This is a genomic window from Parasegetibacter sp. NRK P23, assembly GCF_023721715.1.
In the GTDB taxonomy this organism is placed as follows: domain Bacteria; phylum Bacteroidota; class Bacteroidia; order Chitinophagales; family Chitinophagaceae; genus Parasegetibacter.
Genome location: NZ_JAMDLG010000001.1, coordinates 2,638,992 through 2,661,550, shown reverse-complemented (window position 1 = coordinate 2,661,550; position 22,559 = coordinate 2,638,992). Strand labels below are relative to the sequence as shown.

Below are 22,559 nucleotides of genomic sequence, written 5' to 3'. Positions count from 1 at the left end.
GTTATTTCAAATTAAAAGTAACCCGGTTGTTCTGCCTAATATCTCTGTTAAAGATTTCATTGAATACATCAAAGTACTGCGATAGCTTCCCACAGGGTACAAATTCCCTTGGACTTTTGCTTATTTGGTGGATCATCTTTTTGTGGTCATATTTCGGGTCCCTTGAAATTTGCGTGAATGCCCTTAGAAAGTTGTTGCCATAAACATGCTTGCCAAATTGACCAAGTTCTTCAATCTGTGCAACAATTTCGTTGGACTTTTGCTCGTCATCCACTACAAATTTCCCTTCTTTGAAATCAAGGGTTATTCCCCGGCTGTATTCACATAAAATATGTACTGCCGCCGTAATTGAAAATTTTGGATGCTTAACAATGAAGTTTCTTAATTTTTTGTATTCCGGCTCACCCTTGATGCAATAGTAGTTTAGATAGTCAAGAAGGGCCCAGTTTGATTTGTTCGCGTTCAGTCTGGATATGTCGTTGTCTGTTAATCCCTCAACTACCATGTAGTAAATTTTCCGCTTTAGTGCTTTGGCTGCAGCCAACCTGTGCTGCCCGTCTATAACCTCCATTTTCTCGTTAACAATAATTGGGTTAGCCATAAGGAGGTCGCGCTCGCGGATGGATTCTGTAATTTTTTTTACATGGGAGTCACTAACCTCTCTATTGCTTTTTACGATTTTAAATTTTTCGTAGTTCGTTGTTGATTGAATTTCCATCTGATTTTATTGAATTATTGAAATAAGTCTTCTTTTTCCTCGGGTAGCGGGCTGCGGAAGGGTTGGTAAGGCTTAGGTTGTTCGTGGTCAAACCTTTTGTTAGATATCGTGTAGGATAGGGAACACACTCCAAGTTTGCCGGTAAAGAAGAATCGAATTTTTTGGATGTGGATGTCTGTTAGCCCGGTTTGAAAGTTTCGGTAAACAACAACGCCGTTGTCTGCCTTGTTGAAAAAGTGGGCGCTGCCGGCGATATCATATAGGGAGGGTACCTCATACAATCCATTCGATTGCTTCTTGATCTTCGTTGGGTGTGCAATCAGGAAGATGTGAATGTTGTATTTATCTTTGAATCGGTATATTTCAGTCAAAGCCTCGCTTATGTATTGAGTTTCCGTCTTTCCCGGCGGAACTTTATGCTCCACGTAGTTCCACGGATCGATAACAAGCGCGTTTATTCCATCGCGGCGAACTAATTGTGCTGCTTTCTCCAGTATGCCGGAAAGAGTTACGTCCATTGCATCGATTTTCATAAACCTGAAATGTTCATTTACGAATTCGGCGGCCTCCAACATCTCACCAAGGGACATTTTCCCATCTGGAGAGTAACTATAAAATTTCTTTCCGGTTTTTATTTCGCACAATTCAGCGATTAGGAGTTGGACAGGGTTTTTCTCAGGGGTAAACATTGCTATCCGCCAATTGTGTATGGAAGAAAGGCGAATTAGAACGTTGTTTAACCAGGTCGATTTTCCGCTGCCCGGTGTCCCGGTAATGATTGTGAACTCACCGAAACGCCAGGTGATAAGGTCGTCTAGTGGTTGGATGCCAATTTTGTGGCCCTTGGGGTAACCGTGGTCATAAACGTTCAATAGTTCATCCTGGACATCTTCAACGGTTACAATGCCCTCGATCGGCAAAGGCTTCGAGTTAGCGATAACCTTGCAAACCTCATCCTTCCCGAATTTTACGAGTACATCGTTAATGTCCTTGCAGCCTTCAGGATAAACTATGATCTCACAGATATCCGGCCCCAACCTCCGGCATAGTTCCGACCTAAGCGCGAGGCCTGGCTCGTCATTGTCCGTGCAAACAATAATTTTCTTTTTTCCTTCAAACAGATCTATGCAATTGTCCAGATAGGGGAGCTGCATACTTCCTTTGCTGGCACCATTTGGCACGGAAACGGCGTTATATATCCCGCACTCGATCAACGTAAGGCAATCTATTTCCCCTTCAACGATAATAGCTGTATCAGTTCCTGAAATGGCATCTGCATTGTAAAAAATCAATTCCGCGCCAGCCGAAAGTTTAAAATTCTTCTGTCCGTCCCGGAATTTTATGTTCACTAGTTCACCATCGCGGAAGTAGTTGAAGCAAATGGAATTCCTTTCCTGGCCTACCTGCGGTATGAATTCTTTGGCTTCGGTAACCTTTGCCCGTAGTAGGGTGTTGTTCGATATTCCCCGTGTTTCGAACCAATTAACCATCGCGTCAGAGACCTTTTGGAGGCGCGGTATCGGCTTTGTGTATTCTTTCTTCTGAAATTCTTTTTCCATTGCGCATCCTTTATGCCCGCAGTTGTGGCAGTTGAACAGGCCTGTTTCCCGGTTAACGGATAGAGACCGGTCCCGCTTATTTTTCCTCTCGGTGTGACACTTTGGGCAAAAGCCCTTTCCGCCGCGCACCGCGGATATGTCAATTCCGTGCTTTTCCCAGTTGATGCTACTCATATCCCTTGAATTGTACTGCGGGATTTGTTCTGAAAAATTCTGGCCACTCGTTTGCAGGTATTTTGCCCGTATGATTCATTCCTGGGACGTAAAACACCGCCATTTTCCCTTCCGGTGGATTGTTCATTCTGGGGATGATTTCGTCCTCCCAGGAGCGATTTCTCAGGTAGGTGTCTGGATTTTTACGGAATTGCTTGTCGGGTTGCGCCTGTACGTACAGCGGGACATGCTGCATGATTTTTTCGCGGTCCGCTTTGCTCAGATTGTTCCAAAGCTTTTCGGCTTTTGGTTTAGCTTGGGATTTGTTGTAGGCTTTCCAAAACGTTTCAAACCCATTATCAGGCTTTCCTTGAAGTTTATTTTCGGTTTTGCCTTGATCAAAAATTTCAGGCACATCATCCTCCGAAGGAGGTAAGGAGGTAGTATTCTTTTCTCTTCTTTTCTCTTCTTTTAGCATTGCTATCGCATTGCCTTCGCTATGCGTTCGCATTACGTTCGTATCGTCTCTTTGTCCACCTTTCCATCTTTTATCAGCAGATTCTTTGGCTTTCAATGATTTAGCCTCCTTTTCCTCCATGTCGCGATGTAGTCGGTTGGACCAGAAAAACGCACCATCTGATTCAAAAAGCTCAAATTCTTTTATACAATCCTCCACAAATTTTGCGGCAATCTCATGCGTTGTTCCCAAAATTTCAGCAATCGTATATGCCCAGTATTTACCATCGCATTGCAAACGGAATGCGTTTGCATCTCGCATGGTTTCCACGAGCATCCAGTACCACCCGTAACCCTCGGCTTTGTACACGGAGCGCATGGCCATCACCTTTTGATCATTACGGGCGTTACTGTCATGCTTGAACCAAAATGCATCTTTAGCCATTATCCTGCTTTTTTGAATGAATAGGCTGTACGAAAAAGTAATTCAGGAGTTCGACCTCCAACTGGTACAATGTCATGGGTTCTTTGGTGATAAGGCGTGAATGAATTTTGACGATTTTATCTTTTCCAGATTCTCAATAATTTGATCGATGGTGCTGTCTGTTTGCTTTGATAGTCTGTATGCATCCACTAGGATCATTAATTCGCTATCTGTGATTGTCGGCAGATCAGCATACGTGAGTTTTGTTAGGTCCCGCTGTGTTTGCCGGACCTGTTCGCGGATAGCTTCCAGATTTTGAAGACGTGCCATAGAATTCTTTTGTAGGTTATTTAATATCCACAAAGTCCCTGGTCCCAAATTTTAGCGCCGTTGCGCTTATGCTTAGCCGATTCCTTTTTATGAATTCGTTAGCCTGTGATGCTACATTTTCAGCTTGATGAGGTGGCGTTTTTAAGAAAATGCAGTTATAAAACCGGCTTGATATCTTGGTTCCTTCTGGCAGGGTGAAGGCGCTTATCAGATAATCGAGGCCTTCCTTCTTTGTCCTTATCGTACTTCCCATAAGAGTTAATTAAGGTGGTTATGTAGATTGGTTCCAACCTGGATTTCAATCAATGCGGAAACTGGATCAACTCGTTCATTCCGTGTTTTGTTGAAATTCACTTCTAGCCCCGAGTGTATGATATTCACTGGAAGGAATAGGCAGGCTGCTCGCGCCCACTGTGCGAGGGCCGTAAAAGGGCATTTTCGAGTACATTTGGAGCAGTGCGACAAGATTGGGTTTATATTATTCTGATCTCTCATGGTTTTGGGTTTGATTGTTAGGCAAGGGTTAAGGATTGCATTATTTCACTTGCTTTTGCCAATTGATGATCATCTACAATTGTATTTTCAACCTTTACGATGCCATCGAATAGCGCGAATAGGGATGGTATCTGCGAAGCAAGAACTTCCCGCCTTTGATCCGGAAGATTGGCGAAATGGTCGCTTGCAAAAAAGACGCTTACCATTTCCGGGAGTAAGCCGGTCTGTATTGCGAAAGGGCTTTCCTCTAAGTTGAATACTACCTCCGCAAGCCCAAACATTTCGATTAGAAGCGCTTTATGTTGTTCGCGCTCTTTTGTTTCCAATTGTTTTTTCATACCTTTGTTTTGAAGCTTTAGATAATTGCCTTGTGTCCCCCGACACGGGCTTTTTTATGCAAAAGATTTTAAGAAGCCCCCATGAATAGGGGCTTCGGAGCAATTCCCACGATACCGTGAGCTTATATGTAATTATTTATTTCGGTATCAAGTATTTTAATACCCGCTCTTTATGAGTAGGTTTTCTTTTTTTCGGAAGTTGAGGGGCCAGTAGAGGACTGGCCCCGATAGCTTCCTCAATCCTTTCCAAAAGAAGATTTGCATCTTCCTTTAAGATCGGCTGCAATTGTTTGCGCAATTGTCTAAAAGATTTTATATCGTGAATTTGTGAGGTCACTTATTTATAACCTGATTACGCCTTTGGATACACTTTTTGAAGAATACAATTAAGGAGGCAGCTGTATCATTATCACGAACATCGGGCGTACCTTTCGCTCTGCCTAGATATAATGAAACCGTAGCTTTTGAAAAGCCAAGTTCCTTACATGCGGCCTTTTTGTCATTAGAGGTCACATCCGTCCTGATTTTTAAAATTTCCCGTTTGAGCAGTTCATTTTGTGTAATTTTGTCCATCTTTTGATAATTCAAAGACTAAAAATGTAACCAGTTTGTTTAATAAATCGAAGATACTTTAAAGATTCACAATTTTTACGTGTAAGGTCACGAAATATAAATTAAAGTTATAAACATAGTGTTAGTATTTTTATTTTTTATTATAAAATAAAATCTATATGGATCGCAGTTCTTTCCAAGAAAAAATATCATCACTTGGCTATACTATGGAAAGCATGGCTACTTTGCTTGGAGTCAGTCGGAAGACACTTTATAATTATCTTGATAATAGACAAGCTCATAAACTTTTTGAAAAAAAGGAAGTTGTAGGGGGGCTATTGCCTGAGAAATTCGATGTTGATGAAAATTATATTACTCTTCTTAAAATTGTATCAAGGCTTTATTCTCAAGGTAAAGCCATAGAAGTGTCTCAAATACTTTTCGAGTATAGGGAAAATAACTATGGTTTGCTTAGCGGAACGTCTGAAATCCTCAGCTTTAAGGATACTGTCAATGCTGGAAATAGGGAAATAATACGACTAAGAGAGGCATTTCTTGAGGTGCTTAATTTGGCTGTTGAGTTGGTTGCAAACGTCATTCGTTTACGTGAAAGAAAGTTAGCAGTCGACATCTTTCAGGAATGGGAAAGTAGCGAAAAGCTTTCTGTTTTTCTTTTTAACAATAGAACGGAAATTGATCTTCTCAAATCATTTATTGAACAGGGGCTTTATGATATTCAGAATTTCTTTAAGATCGATCACCAATTTCAAATAGAGGATATCACTCTCTACAATATGTGCAAGCATTTTTATGTCTTGGAAAACTCATCGCTTTCTTCGCTTCTCAACTCCACAATACAGACCCCTGATTACGTCATTCCTTTTTTCACAGTTTCTGACCATTACTTAATTTCTGAATTGGGTGCTGGAAAGGAAGTGTTAGATTTTATTATTGATCGAAATTTTTATGATTTTATGATGATTTCGGCTCCCGGAATGAAAGGAGACTTTGCTGTGACAGCTTGGGGAGATTCAATGTTTCCCAGGTTTGAAAGTGGCGACATACTTATCTGCAAACTTTTTGAAAATCCTAAGGAAAAGCAGATAAAGTATGGGCAGGTTTATCTGCTTAGCATTAATAAAGAAGCGATAATCGGTATCGTGAGAAAATCTGCGCGTGAGGATGAAGGGTTTATTAAAATTGAATTTTTTAATTCCAACTATGACTCGTTCGAAATATTAATTAACGAAAATAATTTTACTGTCGCTACTGTGAAGGGTACGATCAAGCGATTTTCTATGTAGTTTGGGTCAGTATATAAAGGATTAAACATGGGGGCATAACAATATGGGCGTATTATTACCTGCACCTCCAAAATCATGGAAATTTTTTCAGATCAATGAAAATAAAGTTTTGTGGCAATTTTCCATGAATCAAGCTTGAATGTTTAAGCAATCAGCTAATGATATATATATAAATTTGATTTTAAATATATTATGTATTATTTAATTTTTTGTTATTAAAATTATCATTTCTTTGTACAGTATTCAGAACAGATTTACTATTCTTGTGTTATAGTATTCAAAGCCCCCCAACCAAAACTGAGAATCAATTTTTCAGTTATGCCCAACAAAATGAAACAATCTATCAAGCAAGGTAATCTTCAAGGTAGTATGAAGTCTAAAAATACTACCGTTACTGTAAACCTACCTGTAATGGCTTTTATTGAGGACGATTACCATATTGCATATATTCCCGTGCTTGATTTGTCGGGATATGGTAAATCTGAGCAAGAAGCTCACAATTCTCTTGCTGTCAGCCTTCAAAATTATATCGAATACGGTCTTAATAAAAATACTTTACATAAAGATTTGATCGCTCATGGTTGGAAAATAAAGAAGAAAACCAAGCCATATATTGCACCTGAGTTAACTGAGTTAATCAAAAAAAATGAATACCTGCATGATATTGTAAATACTAAAAATTACAGTGTTAAAAGAATGGATGTTGAAATACCTGACTTCGCTTAGCAATGGCATTCAGTTCAAGAAACGTAGACTTAAAAACGATGAATAAAATCCTTGAGAATCAAGGATGCAAAATGATTCGGAATCAAAGCGGTCACGACAAATGGTGTAGAAGTGATCTTTTACGTCCAATTACATTACAAAACCATGTATCTCCAGTACCAGAGTTTATTGTTAAGCAAATAATGAGAACATTGAAGCTTAGCAATAAGGATATGGAGAGGATTCTAAACGAAATTTAAAGCCGGAACAAAACCGGGAACAAATTCTGATTATTCAAGTTCTAAATTAAGAAAAGACTATTCGTAAAATATTGATTTTTAATATTAATCATAAATTTGATTGATGGCGGTTCGACCCCGCTATTCTCCACAAGCTTTAGAAAGCCGGTAACGAAAATTCCGGCTTTTTTGTTTCGTATTCACTCCTCCACCGCGTCACGCAAGGCCAAACACACTAAGTCAATCAACTCCACGGGCACGACATGCTCCTTATCCGTTATGTCCGTATAATAATCATTGTTCTTTTCCACCACCAGGTTGCCGTACTTTTCCGTAAGCAACGGGTTGGTGAAATACACATGAAATATATTCAGTGGTCCGTTGGTATTGCTCAGTACATCGGCGGTTTCATTTTTCCCTTTCCATTCAAAGGAGATCACTAGCTTAGGCATCCGGTTTCTCTTTTTTTGATTGAAATTAAGAAATTTATCGCAGTACCTCCACCACTTCCAATGCGCTGTTCAGGACCACCAGTGCGGCTTCGAATCCAGGTGCGATTCTACCGAACCGTTCTTCCAGCCGGAGCGCCCGCGCCGGATAAAGACTGCACATGCGCAAAGCTTCGTCTAACTCAATAGATGCGTGGGTAACCAGGTTGGCGACTGCCCCTGCCATCGTCAGGCTTGAGCCACTCAGAATGCCATCCGCTTCATATTTGTTGCCGGCAAAATAATGTTGATAGGGGCCGGAATCAGTATCGGTTACGGCATCCGTAATCACGAACAGTCTTTCGCCCATCGCTTTTTTCGCGATGCGGAGCGCCGGGTAAAAAACATGCTCCCCATCAGGGATAATACTGGCCATAACTGAATGATGATCCATGGTTGCACCCGCCAGACCAGGCTCACGGTGCTGCAACGGACTCATGGCGTTAAAAAGATGCGTCACGGCAGTGATGCCGTTTTCAAAACCTTTTATCGCTTCGTTGTAAGTCGCGTTGCTATGCCCGGCAGATACCACGATGTTCGCCGCCAACAACTGATGGATCACCTCATCGGAACATACTTCTGGTGCCAGCGTTACCATCCTGATCACATCTTTCCCATATTCCAGTAAACCGGCCACTTCGGTTACTGATGGCGGATGAATGAACGCTTCAATGTGCGCGCCTCGTTTTATTGGGTTCAGCCATGGGCCTTCCAGGTGAATGCCAAGAATGCCGCGTCCGCCATGGGTGCAGTAGTCGCGAACGGCATCAATACAGGCGTACACTGCTTCCGGGCTGTTTGTGGCTACGGTAGGCAGGCACCAGGCCGTTCCGCCCTCCAGGTTGGAGGCGCTGAGTTTTTCCAAAGCGTCCGTTGAAGGGTAGGCTGAAAAAAGCCTGCCTTTAGCGCCGTAAAGCTGCGCGTCAATGAACGCGGGTGCTATAAAACAATCGTTGTACCTGGAATCGGTTTCGGAAGGATCAAAAGGAATGATATCCTGAATAATGTTGTTTTTTATTTCAATGGCATGGTGTTCCAGCCAGCTTTCACCGGTGAAAATACGGGGCGCTTTTAAAAGGTAATCCTGCTGCATCTTGCTATTTAAGTATCCGCAAATGTATCCTTTTTGGAATCCTTTGGAAAATGGCAACAGATAGAGACAAGTTTTTAACGGATGCGGCGCATGTTAAAACACGGTTCCCGTTCCGGTAAAACAACGGAGCCATGATTTCTTCCCTGAAATTCGCCTAATATTGTGCAAAGCCTTCCTGATGCAGCCAACCACCATCGCCGAAGTAGTGAACTACCTTCACACCATCATGCAGCAATGTGCCGGAGCCGGTAACAGAGCCGGGTATTTCGCGGCATTGTACAAGCGGATGACCATGGCCGTGGGAGAAGGAATCGCGAAGGGCGCGTTTGAAGATGGGCCACGCATGGAGCAACTGGATGTGGTGTTCGCGCAGCGCTACCTGGATGCCTGGAGGCAGTATGGCGCGAAAATGCCCTGCTCCATATCCTGGAAGCTGGCCTTGGATGGGTGTGCGGATAAGAACCTAACAGTGATTCAGCACCTGCTGTTGGGCATCAATACGCACATTAACCTCGACCTTGCGGTGGCTGCGGCCATTGTGGCGCCGGGAGAAAAGATACATGCGCTGGAAAAAGACTTCAACCGCATCAACGATATGATCGCCTCACTGGTAGATGATGTGCAGTACTGCCTGGAACAGGTGTGGTTCCCCATGCGTTGGATCAAACGCATCAGCAACAGGCAGCAACAGGACGTTTTGAATTTCAGCATCGGCGTGGCAAGAAAAACCGCCTGGGCCAACGCAGTGTTGCTGGCGCAACTGAACAATGAAATGCAGGTGAAACATATTCAGACCATGGACAGTATGGTGTTGGGTGTGGGGAAAAAGATTATTCAACCGGGTACATTATCCGCCATGATGCTGCGGGCTGTCCGGCTAACGGAATACGAAAACATTGGCCGTACGATCCGGCTGATTGATACGGTAAGGATCGGAACCTGACAACGGTGGTTGATGGGATGAATGAAGTAGTATGGTAAGTGGGTGGGGCAAAGAATCGGGCGCGCATTTAAAAGTGAAGGGTGCGCACGATTTAATTCTTGCAATTTCGTCTGAAATGAACGATAATTGTAAAGCGTTAAAAAACAGATGAATATGGAGAAAGTATATGTAAGCGACTCAGGGCCGAAAGTGTCGCCGGCGATCTACAGCTTCTGGAGATGGAGCAATCTTTCAGGCAATGGTATCACTGAAATGGAAAGAGTAGTGGGCCTGTGCCTCGAACTGGGCATCAACACATTCGACCATGCGGAAGTATATGGTGATTACCGTTGCGAGGAAATGTTCGGTGAAGTGATGAAACGGAAGTCGTTCAAAAGAGAGGATGTGGTACTGTTCTCCAAATGCGGCACACTGCTTCCCCATGCCTCACGGCCCGAAATAAAAGTGGCGCATGTGAATACTTCGGCGTCTCGGATCAATGAAAGCGTGGAAGCTTCCCTTCGAAAATTGAATACGGAGTACCTCGATATTTTTCTGCTCGACCAGTTGGACCAGCTTTCCAACCTGGAAGAGACCGCACTTGCGCTGGAACGCTTGAAAACATCCGGGAAAGTCAAGAATATCGGTGTGTCAAACTTCTCGGTGTTCCAGCACCAGTTGCTGGCCGCTTATTCCCGGATTCCCATCGTTACCAACCACATCGAACTGAACCTGCTGCATACCAATGCCCTTGATAACGGCCAGGTGGATTATATCAAACAACGCTATATGCGGCCTATGGCCACATCGCCGCTCGCGGATGGTTGGATCCAGGATGGAACGGATGAACAGGCGGTAAGGGTAAGGAAAGTATTGGCCGAACTGGGAGAGAAGTATAACGCCAACATCGAATCCATAGCAGTGGCCTGGTTGGTGAAGCTCGGCGCACTTCCGTTGATTGGTACTTCCGATGAAGACAGGATCAGGAACATAGCGAACGCGTTTAGCGTGCAACTGGACATCCAGGATTGGTATATGCTTTACAATGCCTCGAAAGGCATCTGACCATAAGGTAAAGGCCGGATATGTCTTCTGGTGAACTTCTGGTGAAGAAAGGACCAATCGGAAATTAATTTTAAAGGTTGGTCTTTTCTTTCCTAAATTTGTCTACTATTTTTGTGGACTATTTAGTGTTGGTTTTATCGCATTCAAAGTGGTTGGTGTACACAGTGGGTGCAAAGCTGGCGATTTAAGTACATTAGCTGTTCAAACGGATAAGTATGGATACTGTTAAGAAGACATTAGCTGAAGACTGGGTGGCCGTGGTGGGAGGACTCGCGCTCATTGCGGCGGTATTGATTGGCTTCAGGCCGGCTTCGCCGGCATTCGGCTGGAAAGATGCAACCGGTTTATCAGGATTACTCACCGATCCTGTTCTATGGATGCAACTGGGCGTTTTTCTGGTGGTCTTTGTGGCGATGGCCATTCTTTTCGCGGTACTGCTTGGAAAGCCGGTTGTTGGAGCGGTGAGGTCCATCATTATTGTGTTTGGACTTACCGTGGTGGCGCTTTTGCTCGCGGGGAACAAAACCATGAAATCTTTTAACCTGGAAGCGGTGATATTCAGTTTGTTGATTGGTCTGGCTATCGGTAATTGCTTCAAAGTGCCTGCCTGGTTGAAAAACGGCCTGTTTACGGAGCTTTGGGTGAAAACCGGCGTGGTGATGCTGGGCACTTCCATCATTTTTTCGGATGTGCTGAAAGCAGGCGGACTGGGTCTCTTGCAGGCGCTGGCAGTTGTGGTATCGGTATGGTACTTCGCATTCTGGCTTTGCCGCAAACTAAAGATTGATGAGGAGATGGGCATCATGATCTCCAGTGCCGTATCTATTTGCGGTGTTTCAGCTGCGATAGCCACTGCGGGTGCCATCAGGGGTGACCACAAAAAGCTTTCTTATGTGATATCACTGGTGCTGATCACCGCGATCCCGATGATGATCGGCATGCCCTACCTGGCCCATTGGATGGGACTTTCACAGGAAGTGACGGGTGCCTGGCTCGGTGGAAGCATTGATACCACCGGCGCGGTAGTGGCGTCTGGAACATTGGTAGGGGAGGATGCGCTGAAGATCAGTACCATCGTGAAGTTTTCGCAGAATGTACTCCTTGGGCTGGCGGCTTTCGCGATATCCGTGTACTGGAGTTATAAAGGCAGGGCCGACAAGTTGGACGAAGGTAAGCCCACGTTGAAAGTGATCTGGGAGCGGTTCCCGAAATTCGTGATCGGCTTTGTGGGCGCCTCATTGCTCTTTTCTTTCCTGTTGTCGCCCACTGTGGTGTCAGCGGTAAAAGAACCGGTGAAACAATTACAGGGCTGGTGGTTCGCGTTGGCATTTACCGGCATAGGACTGGAAACAAGGTTCCGCGACTTGTTTACTGAAGGTAACCGGAAACCTATGCTCGCCTTTCTCGGCGCGCAGTTGTTCAATATTCTGGTTACCCTTGTGCTTGCCTGGTTGTTGTTCAGTTAAAAAAATAGTAAAAAAATAACAACCGGTTTGGGGGATGGAAAGCGTTGGGGTGCCATAAAGGATATGAACAGGGACGAAATCAGTCAGTTGGCGGCGAAAGTTACGGATGGCACGGCTACCGATGAGGAGTTAGCGCGCTACAACCAGGTATGCGCAGGCTTTTATGCTTCGGAAGCGGCAGCGCCGGGCGAGGAGCGGGCAGGAGAAAGGCTGTCGCGGGAACTTCGCGGGCACATTAATCCTGTACGCACGCTGAAGTTGAACTGGATGCGCTGGGCCGCGGCCGCTGTGGTGCTGGCCGTAGTAGCAGGCACATGGTATGGCTTTTCACGTAAAGATGTTACTGAACGAGCTGCGCTGGTGGCGGAAGTTCCGGCGGTGCACGATGCAAACCCGGCCGGAGACATCGCAACACTTACACTTGCGGACGGCTCCATTGTATCCCTTGATTCGGCGTTGTCAAGCGGCGTGGCCACCATGGGCAACGTACGCATCACCAATAACAACGGGGTGCTTTCTTACCAGTACGATGCCGCGCTCTTACCGGCCGCACCTGTTAAAGATATTCCGGAGAATACCATTACCACACCACGCGGTGGAAAATACCGGTTGCTCCTGCCCGACGGCACCAATGTTTGGCTGAACGCATCTTCCAGCATACGTTTCCCGGTTTTCTTCGCCGATAATAAGGATAGAAAAGTGGCCATAGAAGGAGAAGCTTATTTTGAAGTGGCCAAAGCCGGCACCCCTTTTAAAGTGCAGACGAAAGATTATGAAATAGAAGTGTTGGGTACACATTTCAATATCGATATGTATGAAGATGAACCCGTAAATGCCACCACATTGCTTGAAGGTTCCGTAAAAGTAAATTTCAAAAAAGGTACTTTCCTCATGAAGCCGGGCCAGCAAACCCGCACCTGGGATCAAAAATTCGTAACCGTTGTTTCCAATGTGAACACGGAGGAAGTAATGGCCTGGAAAAACGGACGCTTCTTTTTTAATGATACGGATTTCAAATCCATCATGCGCGAACTCGCCCGCTGGTACAATGTGGATGTGGCGTATGAAGGGAACATCAGCGATAAAAAATATACGGTGGACCTGTCGAGGAGTACAAAACTTTCCGACCTGCTTGAAATACTGAAAGTGAACGGTATTCAGGCAGATTTCAATGGACACCTTCTAACGGTCAAGAACCAATAAACCTGATCTGATCGTTGCTTGCAGGATAATATAAGTTAACTGCCAAACCTTAAAGCAAAGCCTTAACCTTCTAAAATTTTTCCATGGCGTTCTGAAAAAGAAACCGCCCCGGGGGCAACCGGAGCGGCGTAAAGTTCAGGCGGCCCGCCGATCCCGGAACAGAATCCGGATTATCGGACAAAGCTTGTATTCCGCTATTGCGGCTTGGTATTATTCAACCCAAACTCAACGAAGTTATGAATTTAAACGCTTCCCCCACAAAGCGACCCGGGGGGCTATTAACCAAAACACTGTTATGTAAAAGGACCTTCTCCATTCAACCAGGAAAATGGCTCCGCACACAAACAGCTACCAAAATTGTGCTGGCGATGAAGTTTACAGCAATTTTTTTATTCGCAGTATGCATGCAGGTTTCCGCCAAAACCTTTTCGCAGAACGTGTCCATCAAACAAAAAGGCATGTCGCTCGAAAATGTTTTCCGGGAAATTAAACGGCAGACCGGCTACGATTTCTGGGCCGATAGTAAACTCTTGAAGAATGCTCCGAAGAAAGACCTTAACCTCTCTGACGTGAATTTCAGAGCGGCCATCCAGGAAAGTCTTGATGGAACCGGATTGTCTTACAGGATCGTCGGAAAAGTGATTGTGATCAAAGAAGCGGAAATCGCCTCGAAAGAATTTCATGCCACCATCAATACACCACAGATTACCGTGGAAGGAAGGGTGCTGGACGATAAAACCGGGGAACCCGTTATCGGCGCCAGTGTGGTGATCAAAGGCATGAAGAAAGGCGTTTCTACTGACGCTGCAGGTCGTTTCTCCATTACTGCCGATAAAGGATCAGTACTTGTTGTTTCTTTTGTGAGTTACCTGCCCAAAGAAATTGAAGTGAAAGATGGTGATGTGGTAACCGTGCGCCTGGAAGCGAGTCCTGCTTCCATGAAAGAACTGGTGATCACTGGTGTGTTCTCCCGCAACAAACAGAACTACACGGGGGCGGCAAGTTCTTTTACTTCCGAGGACCTGGGTAAAGTAACGAACAGCAATGTGCTCACCGCTTTAAAATCGCTGGATCCATCTTTCCAGATACCCCAGAATATTAACCTGGGCTCCAACCCGAACGCCCTGCCCGAAGTAACGCTTCGCGGAGGCAACAGCCTGAATGATATCGGCCGTCAGGGGCAGGAGAACCCATTCAATTATACCAATAGTGCAAATACCCCATTGTTTATCCTGGACGGGTTTGAGGTGCCGCTTCAACGGATCAATGATCTCGATATGAACCGCATCGCCAGGGTGGATATCCTTAAAGATGCCGCCGCTACTTCCATCTATGGTTCGCGCGCGGCCAACGGGGTAATCGTAATTGAAACCATCCGGCCCAAAGAAGGTGAACTCCGCTTTACCTACAATGCCAGTCTTGTGGTGGAAGCACCCGACCTTACAGGATACAACCTGCTGGACGCGAGAGAGAAACTGGACATTGAAAAACAGGCGGGCTTTTACAGGAACGTTTTCAACTTCCGCCAGGAAGAAGTGGATATCATTTACGCGTACAGGCTTGCGGAGATCAACAAAGGCGTGAACACCGACTGGATCGCCAAACCACTGCGCTCCGGTGTGGGTACCAAACATAATATTTACCTGGAAGGCGGCTCCAATTCCATGTTGTATGGCGTAAACATTACCTATGATCAAAAGAACGGGGTTATGAAAGGTTCCGACCGGAGAAACATTATGGGGAGTTCATTTCTTTCTTACCGCATCAAGAACTTCCAGTTCCGCAACGATCTCACTTTAAGTTACAACCAGGCGAACAACTCCCCTTATGGAAGTTTCCGCCAATACACCCGGCTCAATCCTTACTGGTCTCCGGTAAATGAAGATGGTACACAGAAAGTATACCTGGAAACAATTGTTGATCCGCGCACGGGACTTCGGCTCACGAACTTCGATTTGTATGATAACCTCGACAATCAGGGGGTTGGAAGGGCCGTAAATCCCATGTACAATGCTTCGCTTAATATCGTGGACCGCACCACTTACAGGAATATGACCAATAATTTCTTTACCCAATGGCAGGCGTTGCAGTGGTTGCGTGTTACGGGTCGATTGTCGTACCAGGAGCAATATGATGAATACGATAAATTCCTTCCGGCGCAGCACACCTCCTTCGTGTCCGTTTCAACGTTCAAAAAAGGTTCGTATTCAAAAACCTATGGTAAGAGAACAAGTCTTGAAGGTATGCTCACCGGTGATATCAACAAGCGATTCGATGACCACATGATCTTCGCGACCCTCGGTTTAAACGTGCAGGAGGTAAAGTCGAACACGGAGTCGTTTACTGTGGAGGGGTTTCCTAACGCCAGACTGGACCAGCTTACGCTGGGCAACAGGTTCCCGGACGGTTCCAAGCCTGTTGGAACGGAAAGTCTTTCCCGCCTGGGCGGCCTGCTGTCCAATTTCAGTTACGCTTATGATAACCGTTACCTGCTGGACCTTTCTTACAGGCTCGATGGTTCTTCCCAATTTGGTTCAGATAAACGCTTCGCACCGTTTTGGTCTTCGGGCATAGGCTGGAACCTGCACAATGAAAAATTATTGTCCGGGCTGAATTATATCAACCGCTTAAAATTGCGGTACTCCTTTGGTTACACCGGTTCCCAGAATTTTGCCAGTTACCTGGGCATTACTACGGGACAGTATTATACGGACCGCGACTACCGGGGTATAATTGGAACTTATCTCCTCGGTTTCGGAAACAGCGCTCTCGTTTGGCAGCGCACACAGAAGAGCAACTTCGGGGCAGACATCACGCTGTTTGATAAGCTGGATATCACCGCGAATTATTTCATCGAAAAAACTAAAGGGAGCGTGGCCCGCGTTTCCACCGCGCCTTCTTCAGGCTTCGATTTTTACAATGACAATATGGGAGACGTGTTGAGTAAAGGGTTTGAAGCAAATTTCAGGTACAATATCTTCAGAAGCAATCGTGGCCGCGACAACTGGTCGGTATTCGCGAACCTGTTCCGTGTTACCAATACCATTGAACGTGTTTCCAATACCATCCAGGCTATGAACAAACGCGCGGATACTACAAGATCTACCACACCCATCGTCCGCTATGCTGAAGGGCAAAGCACTACAGCCATCTGGGCGGTAAAATCACTTGGAATAGACCCGTCTACAGGAGATGAACTGTTTCTTACCCGTGACGGAAAGATCACTTCCGTTTATTCTCCGCTGAACCAGGTGATCGTTGGCGATACAAGAGCGGATATTGAAGGCACATTCGGAACCAATTTTGAAAAGAAAGGAATAGGAATGAACCTGTACTTCCGGTTCAGACTGGGCGGTCAGGCTTATAACCAAACCCTGATTGATAGGGTCGAGAACGTAAATGTGGGGATATATAATGTAGACAGGCGCGTGGCGGAGGAAAGATGGAAACAACCCGGAGACCTGGCGTTCTTTAAAGGACTGTTGGACCAGGGTGGGTATGCCATAAATGAAAGAACATACGCCACATCACGTTTTGTACAGGACGACAACTTCCTCAGTTGCGAAAGTGCTTCGTTGTACTATCGTTTTTCAGACGCGTTCAATAAACGCTTCAGGCTGGAAAATACCAGGGTAACCCTGTTCAGCAACGAGTTGTTCTGGAAATCAAGTATCCGCCGGGAGCGCGGGCTCGATTATCCTTTCAGCAGAAACTTTACGCTGCAGTTCCAAACCACTTTCTAACCAAAGAAACAGTTTAAAATGCGTTTACGTCAATTCATCATCATAACTCTTGCATCACTGGCTTTGCCGGGACTCAGTTCCTGCAAAAAATGGCTGGATGTGAACCCGCGTACACAGATCCGGGAAGAAGAACAGTTCAGCAGTCAGCAGGGATTTACTGAAGCCTTGTTTGGTGTATACCAGCTACTCGCCGATACAGGGAGCTACGGGAAAAACCTTTCTTATTCTTTCCTGGATGTGCTGGCCCAGCGGTATGAAAACAAAAGCAGCAGTACAAACAATGTGTACGGACAGATTGCCCGTTACAACTACCTCGCCACCCTGCCCACAAATGTTCCGGCAATTACCGAGAGTATCTGGAGAACCCAGTACCGGGCTATCGCGCAGGCTAACCTCATCCTTAAAAATGTGGATGGAAAGAAGTCGGTGTTAACGGAGCAGGCCTACGCGATCATAAAAGGAGAGGCGCTGGCCATCAGGGGGATGCTGCATTTTGATTTGCTCAGAATGTACGCCCCGGCTTACCTGGAAGGCGCAAACGCACAGGTGCCCGCAATCCCATACCTGGAAGACTTTACGGTGGAGCCACAGGCGAAGCTTACCATGAATGCTGTGCTGGATAAGTGTATTGCCGACCTGAAGGCCGCGGATGAAATATTATCAGTCTATCCGGAAATTGACCAGATCGCCACCAATCAGGGCGCAACATCGCTGGAACTGCTAACCATGTACAGGCAGAACCACCTGAACAGTTGGGCGGTGAAGGGCTTGCTGGCCAGATTGTACCTGTACCGGAATGAAAAAGCGCTTGCCCTGGAATATGCTAAGAAGGTGATAGACAGCGGAAAGTTCAGGTTCATCCTTTCAACCGAGATCAATGCGGATGCCACCAATGTAGCGTCGGACCTTACTTTCAGCAGGGAACATATTTTTTCCGTCAATGTTTCCAATCTTAAAGTATATGCGGATATCTTTCTGAAAAATACTTCCACCACGGGGGGCGAAGCGGCCGATCTCTTCACTACGCTTACGAAATTGAACAACATGTATGAAAGTTCGGTGCCAGGTTATGGCACTGATGTGCGCAGATTTGATGCGCCGCAAAATATGTGGTTCCGTTTAAATGATGGCGTTATTTATTCCAAAAAGTACTATTCCGATAACGTGAACAATGTGAAGCAAAGACTAATACCTGTGCTTCGTCTTCCTGAAATGTATTACATCGCCGCGGAAGCGGCACCCGCTACTGCCGATGGGTACACTTACCTGAACGAAGTGCGGAAAGCCAGGCTGCTTCCAGAATTGGCCACAACCGGAACCGCCGATCAGCTCAATGCGGAGTTGCTCAAAGAATACCGCAAAGAGTTCGTAGGGGAGGGCCAACTCTGGTTCTATTACAAAAGAAGGAATACCGTTACCATACCCGACGGTGTAGGCAATCCTATGAATCCAACGAAGTACGTTTTTCCGCTGCCCAACGCGGAGATAGAATTCGGTAAATAACAAAAACACATCAATGAAACAGTTAATTAAAATATGCTTTCTCCTGGCGGTTGTTGTGCTGGCCATATCCTGCTCCAAGGACGAAAGGCTGATGTATGAGGAGGATCCGCGCGTGTATTTCTATAAAAGTGTACGCGGTTCTCAAAGCGATGCCGATAGTATTGATTTTAGTTTCAGCGCTTTGCCGGATGCGGAAATGACGGACACTGTGTACCTCTGGATGAGAATTATGGGCTCCGCCGTACCGAAAGAACGGGTCATCAACATTGTAGCGGATAGCGGAAGGGCCGTGGCAGGATACCATTATAAACTGGGGCCGCTGGTAATGCCCGCGAATGCTTATGAAACAAGGATTCCGGTTTATTTGTACAGGAGACCCGGCTTGAAGGATAGCATTGTATCGGTGATGTTCTCCGTGCAGGAGTCCGCTGATTTTAAACCTGGTTTTCCCGATAACCCGGGATTGTCTTACAGGTACGACCGGTTACATTATAAAGTAAGCATTACCGATAGGCTGGTGAAACCTACCAACTGGGAGTCAGTATGGCTGGGGCTTTTTGGCGCGTATTCCGAGGTGAAGTTCAGGTTCCTGATCCAGGCTACCGGCAAAACAAGCTGGAACAGTTACCCCTTGCCGCAAGACCAGCGTTTTCTGGTGCAAACCGCTAAACTCGCGTTGTTGGAATACGAGGCGCTCAATGGCTATTTGTACGATGAGAACAATAATATCGTGTTCTTCCCTTAATCATTAAATCAATTGTAATGAAACATCGGATTCATATAAATATATTCTTTATGGCCGCCTTATGGTGCACACTGGCCGGCTGTTACAAAGATGATTCAACCGAGGCGGTACTCAGGATCAATGAACTTAAATTATCGGATACCGCAGCCGCAGGCAGAATTGTTATTCTGTTTGGAGATACACTGAAACTTAAGCCTACGCTCTCACAATCCACTGGTGCGGATATGTCTAAATTTAAGTTTGTGTGGAAGGCGTATGATAATTCGGCCACCCAGTCTGGAGTGGTGCCTTTCGATACATTAGGTTTTTCCCTTCAGTTAAAAGCGCCCATCAAACCACCCTTCATATTGGGGAACAGTTATCGTGTAACGCTTACGGCGACAGATACTGTAGCGGGAACTTCAGCCTTCCTTTCTTATAACATTACCGTTAACAACATATACGGGCAAGGATGGCTGGTGCTGGAAGATAAGGGCGGTTTGGGCGACCTTTCTTTCATTTTCCCTAATCAGACGGTGGAACATGGCGTATATACAAAAGTAAATACCACCCCGCTGGTTAAACCCCGTAAACTGGAACTTACCAGCTTCGGCCTTACGGATGATATTTCAACCGCCGGAAACAGGATGTATATCTTAGCGGAAAGTGGCAGTCAGGAGTACAACTATGTGACAATGGTGAAGAAGTTTGACCTCAGTACGGTTTTCTTTACACCCCCTTCTGTCATGAATCCGCAACGTGTTACCTGGATAGGGGAAGGGAGTCCCGGTTCCCTGTACGCCACTCTTGGGGTGGCCATCAACAACGGGCTTGTGCATTCCAACCTGGTGGGTGGTTTTCCCGGCGTGAAGAAATGGGGCGCCGCTACGGTTACGCCCGGACAAAGCGGCAACCTTAATTATAATCTTGCTCCATATATAGTGGGAGGAACAACTTACACGGCGGTGGTGTATGATAATAGGGGGAAACGCTTTTGGAGTGTGGGTGGTACCAGTCTTGTGGCCTTCCCTTCTACCGCAAGTACTGAATTTGATATGAATAACGTGGGCATGGAAATGCTCTTTATGGATTCAGCGAGTGTGGTGCGCAATTACAACGCGGTGATGAAAGGTGGCGACGGGTTACCTTATCTGCTCCGTTTTACCACTACGGCAAACCCTGCAACGCTGGGTAAGGTTCAGATGAACGCGCCCGGTATTCTTTCAATGAAAGCGGCAACCAGCGCTACGCTTACGCCCCATATCTATTACAGTGGCGATAACGTGATCCGGAAGTACGAGACCACATCTAACACCACTACAGTGGCATATACTTTGCCCGCTATGGAGCAGGTTACTTTCATGAAATACCAGAAATCAATTCCCGGTGGTACAGGTTCAAGGGTATTAGTAGGCACCTGGGATGGAACACAGGGTAGGTTATATTATTTCCCCACCACGCTTACCGGAGACCTTGAAGCATACTCCCATGTTTTTACGGGGTTCGGAAAAATAATAGATGCGGCTTATAAAGTACCGCAATAAAATAAACACAGGGCGTGTCTGAAACATGATGCGCCCTGTTTTAACTGTTAATCAAAGATCTATGACTACACTTGCTAAAATCTTTTTCTCAGGCACGGTTTTACTAGCCGGCACAGCCGTGAAAGCACAAGGAACCCTGGCCGATAGTTTAAACAGGAAATACACTGTCATGGCCCGTTCCAGCAACCCCGATACCCTTCAACTGTTACAGAAAGAATTGTACGGTTTGCTAAAGTCGAAAGACGAAAGAATATGGAACGTTGCCCGCAATGGGTTCTATCAAATGAAGAAAGGCTCCGTTTCCGATTCCTTGCAAAAAGTGATGGTGAAGAAGTTTCCCAACGGATCAACCGCGAGAAGTGCCGGTGTTGGTAAAATATACGATGAAAAAGATCTCCTGAAAAAGGAAGCCCTTTACAAGGCCTGGCTGAAAAAGTTTCCACCCGAAAATGCCGGCAGCGAAAAAATTGAATACGATTATGCAAAGCAGGCCCTGGCCACTGCTTTCGCACAGGCGGGTAATACTCCTAAGGCACTGCAATACAGCGATGATTTTTATACCGCGCCCTGGAGAGGGGAAGGCTTTGCTGGCGTAGGTGTTTTTTTGTTAAGGGCCGGGGATACCACCGCTGCGCTTCCTTTATTTAAAAAGGCCATCGCCGCCACGGAAGCGTTTCTGGATAAAAGAAAAGATGAACCCGGCGCGGCTTTCGCGGCAGTGGGCTATCCCGGCTATTGCATGACATATGCTGAAATCATGCTGGCGCAGAAAAATTATACGGAGGCGCTGAAGTACCTCACGCTGGCAGAAGAAAACAGCCGTACAACACGTACCGGACTAAGTGCTGCCAAGGCGCGGATTATGAAAGGACTGGGCAGAAACCTGGAAGCTTTTAAAGCGTTGGAAACCACCATCGCGGAAGGACAGGGTGATGATAAAATGAAGGCAGAACTGAAAGCCATGTACGTTCAACTGAATGGTACGGATGCGGGTTTCGAAAAATACCAGGCCGACATGAAAAAGCAGTTCCTCGAAAAGTTAAGAACGCAACTTTCCAAACAACTCATTAAAGAACCGGCGGCGCCATTTACACTGAAGGATGCTTCCGGTAAGCAGGTGTCGCTGGCAGATTACAAAGGAAAGGTGGTGGTACTCGATTTCTGGGCAACCTGGTGCGGCCCCTGCAAACGCTCCTTCCCAGCCATGCAGGTGGCAGTGGATAAATATGCGAAGGATGAGAACGTACATTTCCTGTTCGTGGATACCTGGGAGAATGTGGCCGACTATGAGGCTGAAGTGAATAAGTTCATCACAGAAAACAAATACCGTTTTCACGTGGTATTCGATCCCCGCCACCCCGAAACAAAAGCGTCTGCCGTAGCGGATGCTTACAAGGTAAACAGTATTCCCGCCAAGTTTGTAATTGATGGAAACGGGAACATCCGTTTTAAAATGAGTGGCTTCTCCGGTGGAAACGATGCCGCCGTGGAAGAACTGAGTGAAATGATTGAAATGGCCCGTAAATCATCTTAAT

19 protein-coding genes are annotated in these 22,559 nt (G+C 45.8%); 11 read left to right on the top strand and 8 right to left on the bottom strand.

Features of this window, described 5'->3' with window-relative positions; translation table 11 throughout:
* Position 1 precedes the first annotated feature (1 nt).
* From M4J38_RS10850 to M4J38_RS10825, 6 genes are all read right to left on the bottom strand, one after another.
* Positions 2-718, bottom strand: a complete 717-nt coding sequence (locus tag M4J38_RS10850) for a ParB N-terminal domain-containing protein (protein ID WP_251759587.1) — start codon at positions 716-718, stop codon at positions 2-4.
* 14 nt (positions 719-732) lie between these two features.
* Entirely contained in the window at positions 733-2,451 is a 1,719-nt protein-coding gene (locus M4J38_RS10845) for a toprim domain-containing protein (protein WP_251759586.1), read from the bottom strand.
* Complete coding sequence (locus M4J38_RS10840; RefSeq protein ID WP_251759585.1) at positions 2,444-3,331, bottom strand: DUF4373 domain-containing protein; 888 nt, start codon at positions 3,329-3,331, stop codon at positions 2,444-2,446. The genes M4J38_RS10845 and M4J38_RS10840 overlap by 8 nt, the downstream gene beginning before the upstream one ends.
* Positions 3,332-3,403: 72 nt before the next feature.
* A complete protein-coding gene (locus tag M4J38_RS10835) occupies positions 3,404-3,640 on the bottom strand; it encodes a hypothetical protein (protein ID WP_251759584.1) in 237 nt (78 codons plus the stop codon).
* Between the two features lie 512 nt (positions 3,641-4,152).
* Positions 4,153-4,473: a hypothetical protein gene (locus tag M4J38_RS10830; protein WP_251759583.1), complete on the bottom strand. Its 321-nt coding sequence runs from the start codon at positions 4,471-4,473 to the stop codon at positions 4,153-4,155.
* A 333-nt stretch (positions 4,474-4,806) separates the two neighbouring features.
* The gene (locus tag M4J38_RS10825; protein ID WP_251759582.1) at positions 4,807-5,046 is read right to left on the bottom strand and encodes a hypothetical protein; all 240 of its coding nucleotides are present in this window, start codon (positions 5,044-5,046) and stop codon (positions 4,807-4,809) included.
* Positions 5,047-5,204: 158 nt separating this feature from the next.
* Here M4J38_RS10825 and M4J38_RS10820 point away from each other — a divergent pair, with 158 nt between their 5' ends.
* A complete protein-coding gene (locus M4J38_RS10820) occupies positions 5,205-6,329 on the top strand; it encodes a S24 family peptidase (RefSeq protein WP_251759581.1) in 1,125 nt (374 codons plus the stop codon).
* Between the two features lie 330 nt (positions 6,330-6,659).
* Entirely contained in the window at positions 6,660-7,055 is a 396-nt protein-coding gene (locus M4J38_RS10815) for a hypothetical protein (RefSeq protein ID WP_251759580.1), read from the top strand.
* A 418-nt stretch (positions 7,056-7,473) separates the two neighbouring features.
* Here M4J38_RS10815 and M4J38_RS10810 read toward each other — a convergent pair whose 3' ends face one another.
* The gene (locus tag M4J38_RS10810; RefSeq protein ID WP_251759579.1) at positions 7,474-7,725 is read right to left on the bottom strand and encodes a hypothetical protein; all 252 of its coding nucleotides are present in this window, start codon (positions 7,723-7,725) and stop codon (positions 7,474-7,476) included.
* 34 nt (positions 7,726-7,759) lie between these two features.
* Positions 7,760-8,854: an N-acetylglucosamine-6-phosphate deacetylase gene (gene nagA, locus M4J38_RS10805; RefSeq protein WP_251759578.1), complete on the bottom strand. Its 1,095-nt coding sequence runs from the start codon at positions 8,852-8,854 to the stop codon at positions 7,760-7,762.
* A gap of 178 nt (positions 8,855-9,032) precedes the next feature.
* On the opposite strand from nagA, the gene M4J38_RS10800 reads away from it, so the two are divergent.
* The 9 genes from M4J38_RS10800 (at position 9,033) to M4J38_RS10760 (ending at position 22,558) form a co-directional block, all read left to right on the top strand.
* The gene (locus M4J38_RS10800) at positions 9,033-9,797 is read left to right on the top strand and encodes a DUF5995 family protein (RefSeq protein WP_251759577.1); all 765 of its coding nucleotides are present in this window, start codon (positions 9,033-9,035) and stop codon (positions 9,795-9,797) included.
* A gap of 153 nt (positions 9,798-9,950) precedes the next feature.
* Positions 9,951-10,841 (top strand): aldo/keto reductase family oxidoreductase, encoded by an 891-nt coding sequence (locus tag M4J38_RS10795; RefSeq protein WP_251759576.1) that lies wholly within the window; start codon positions 9,951-9,953, stop codon positions 10,839-10,841.
* A gap of 215 nt (positions 10,842-11,056) precedes the next feature.
* Positions 11,057-12,307, top strand: a complete 1,251-nt coding sequence (locus M4J38_RS10790) for a YeiH family protein (protein ID WP_251759575.1) — start codon at positions 11,057-11,059, stop codon at positions 12,305-12,307.
* Between the two features lie 27 nt (positions 12,308-12,334).
* A complete protein-coding gene (locus M4J38_RS10785) occupies positions 12,335-13,510 on the top strand; it encodes a FecR family protein (RefSeq protein ID WP_251759574.1) in 1,176 nt (391 codons plus the stop codon).
* 236 nt (positions 13,511-13,746) lie between these two features.
* Positions 13,747-17,253, top strand: a complete 3,507-nt coding sequence (locus M4J38_RS10780; RefSeq protein ID WP_251759572.1) for a SusC/RagA family TonB-linked outer membrane protein — start codon at positions 13,747-13,749, stop codon at positions 17,251-17,253.
* Positions 17,254-17,271: 18 nt separating this feature from the next.
* A complete protein-coding gene (locus M4J38_RS10775; protein ID WP_251759571.1) occupies positions 17,272-18,756 on the top strand; it encodes a RagB/SusD family nutrient uptake outer membrane protein in 1,485 nt (494 codons plus the stop codon).
* Positions 18,757-18,769: 13 nt separating this feature from the next.
* A complete protein-coding gene (locus M4J38_RS10770; protein ID WP_251759570.1) occupies positions 18,770-19,501 on the top strand; it encodes a DUF4843 domain-containing protein in 732 nt (243 codons plus the stop codon).
* A 17-nt stretch (positions 19,502-19,518) separates the two neighbouring features.
* Complete coding sequence (locus M4J38_RS10765) at positions 19,519-21,024, top strand: PKD-like family lipoprotein (RefSeq protein WP_251759569.1); 1,506 nt, start codon at positions 19,519-19,521, stop codon at positions 21,022-21,024.
* A gap of 61 nt (positions 21,025-21,085) precedes the next feature.
* A complete protein-coding gene (locus M4J38_RS10760) occupies positions 21,086-22,558 on the top strand; it encodes a TlpA disulfide reductase family protein (protein WP_251759568.1) in 1,473 nt (490 codons plus the stop codon).
* The last annotated feature ends 1 nt before the right edge of the window (position 22,559 follow it).

Excerpts from the sequence above, each read along its gene's own strand:
- M4J38_RS10830 (WP_251759583.1), bottom strand. The coding sequence starts at position 4,473 with ATGAAAAAACAATTGGAAACAAAAGAGCGCGAACAACATAAAGCGCTT.
- M4J38_RS10840 (WP_251759585.1), bottom strand. The coding sequence starts at position 3,331 with ATGGCTAAAGATGCATTTTGGTTCAAGCATGACAGTAACGCCCGTAAT.
- M4J38_RS10845 (WP_251759586.1), bottom strand. The coding sequence starts at position 2,451 with ATGAGTAGCATCAACTGGGAAAAGCACGGAATTGACATATCCGCGGTG.
- M4J38_RS10770 (WP_251759570.1), top strand. The coding sequence starts at position 18,770 with ATGAAACAGTTAATTAAAATATGCTTTCTCCTGGCGGTTGTTGTGCTG.
- M4J38_RS10825 (WP_251759582.1), bottom strand. The coding sequence starts at position 5,046 with ATGGACAAAATTACACAAAATGAACTGCTCAAACGGGAAATTTTAAAA.
- M4J38_RS10795 (WP_251759576.1), top strand. The coding sequence starts at position 9,951 with ATGGAGAAAGTATATGTAAGCGACTCAGGGCCGAAAGTGTCGCCGGCG.
- M4J38_RS10815 (WP_251759580.1), top strand. The coding sequence starts at position 6,660 with ATGAAACAATCTATCAAGCAAGGTAATCTTCAAGGTAGTATGAAGTCT.
- M4J38_RS10780 (WP_251759572.1), top strand. The coding sequence starts at position 13,747 with ATGAATTTAAACGCTTCCCCCACAAAGCGACCCGGGGGGCTATTAACC.
- M4J38_RS10835 (WP_251759584.1), bottom strand. The coding sequence starts at position 3,640 with ATGGCACGTCTTCAAAATCTGGAAGCTATCCGCGAACAGGTCCGGCAA.
- M4J38_RS10850 (WP_251759587.1), bottom strand. The coding sequence starts at position 718 with ATGGAAATTCAATCAACAACGAACTACGAAAAATTTAAAATCGTAAAA.
- M4J38_RS10765 (WP_251759569.1), top strand. The coding sequence starts at position 19,519 with ATGAAACATCGGATTCATATAAATATATTCTTTATGGCCGCCTTATGG.
- M4J38_RS10760 (WP_251759568.1), top strand. The coding sequence starts at position 21,086 with ATGACTACACTTGCTAAAATCTTTTTCTCAGGCACGGTTTTACTAGCC.
- M4J38_RS10775 (WP_251759571.1), top strand. The coding sequence starts at position 17,272 with ATGCGTTTACGTCAATTCATCATCATAACTCTTGCATCACTGGCTTTG.
- M4J38_RS10820 (WP_251759581.1), top strand. The coding sequence starts at position 5,205 with ATGGATCGCAGTTCTTTCCAAGAAAAAATATCATCACTTGGCTATACT.
- M4J38_RS10800 (WP_251759577.1), top strand. The coding sequence starts at position 9,033 with ATGCAGCCAACCACCATCGCCGAAGTAGTGAACTACCTTCACACCATC.
- M4J38_RS10790 (WP_251759575.1), top strand. The coding sequence starts at position 11,057 with ATGGATACTGTTAAGAAGACATTAGCTGAAGACTGGGTGGCCGTGGTG.
- nagA (WP_251759578.1), bottom strand. The coding sequence starts at position 8,854 with ATGCAGCAGGATTACCTTTTAAAAGCGCCCCGTATTTTCACCGGTGAA.
- M4J38_RS10810 (WP_251759579.1), bottom strand. The coding sequence starts at position 7,725 with ATGCCTAAGCTAGTGATCTCCTTTGAATGGAAAGGGAAAAATGAAACC.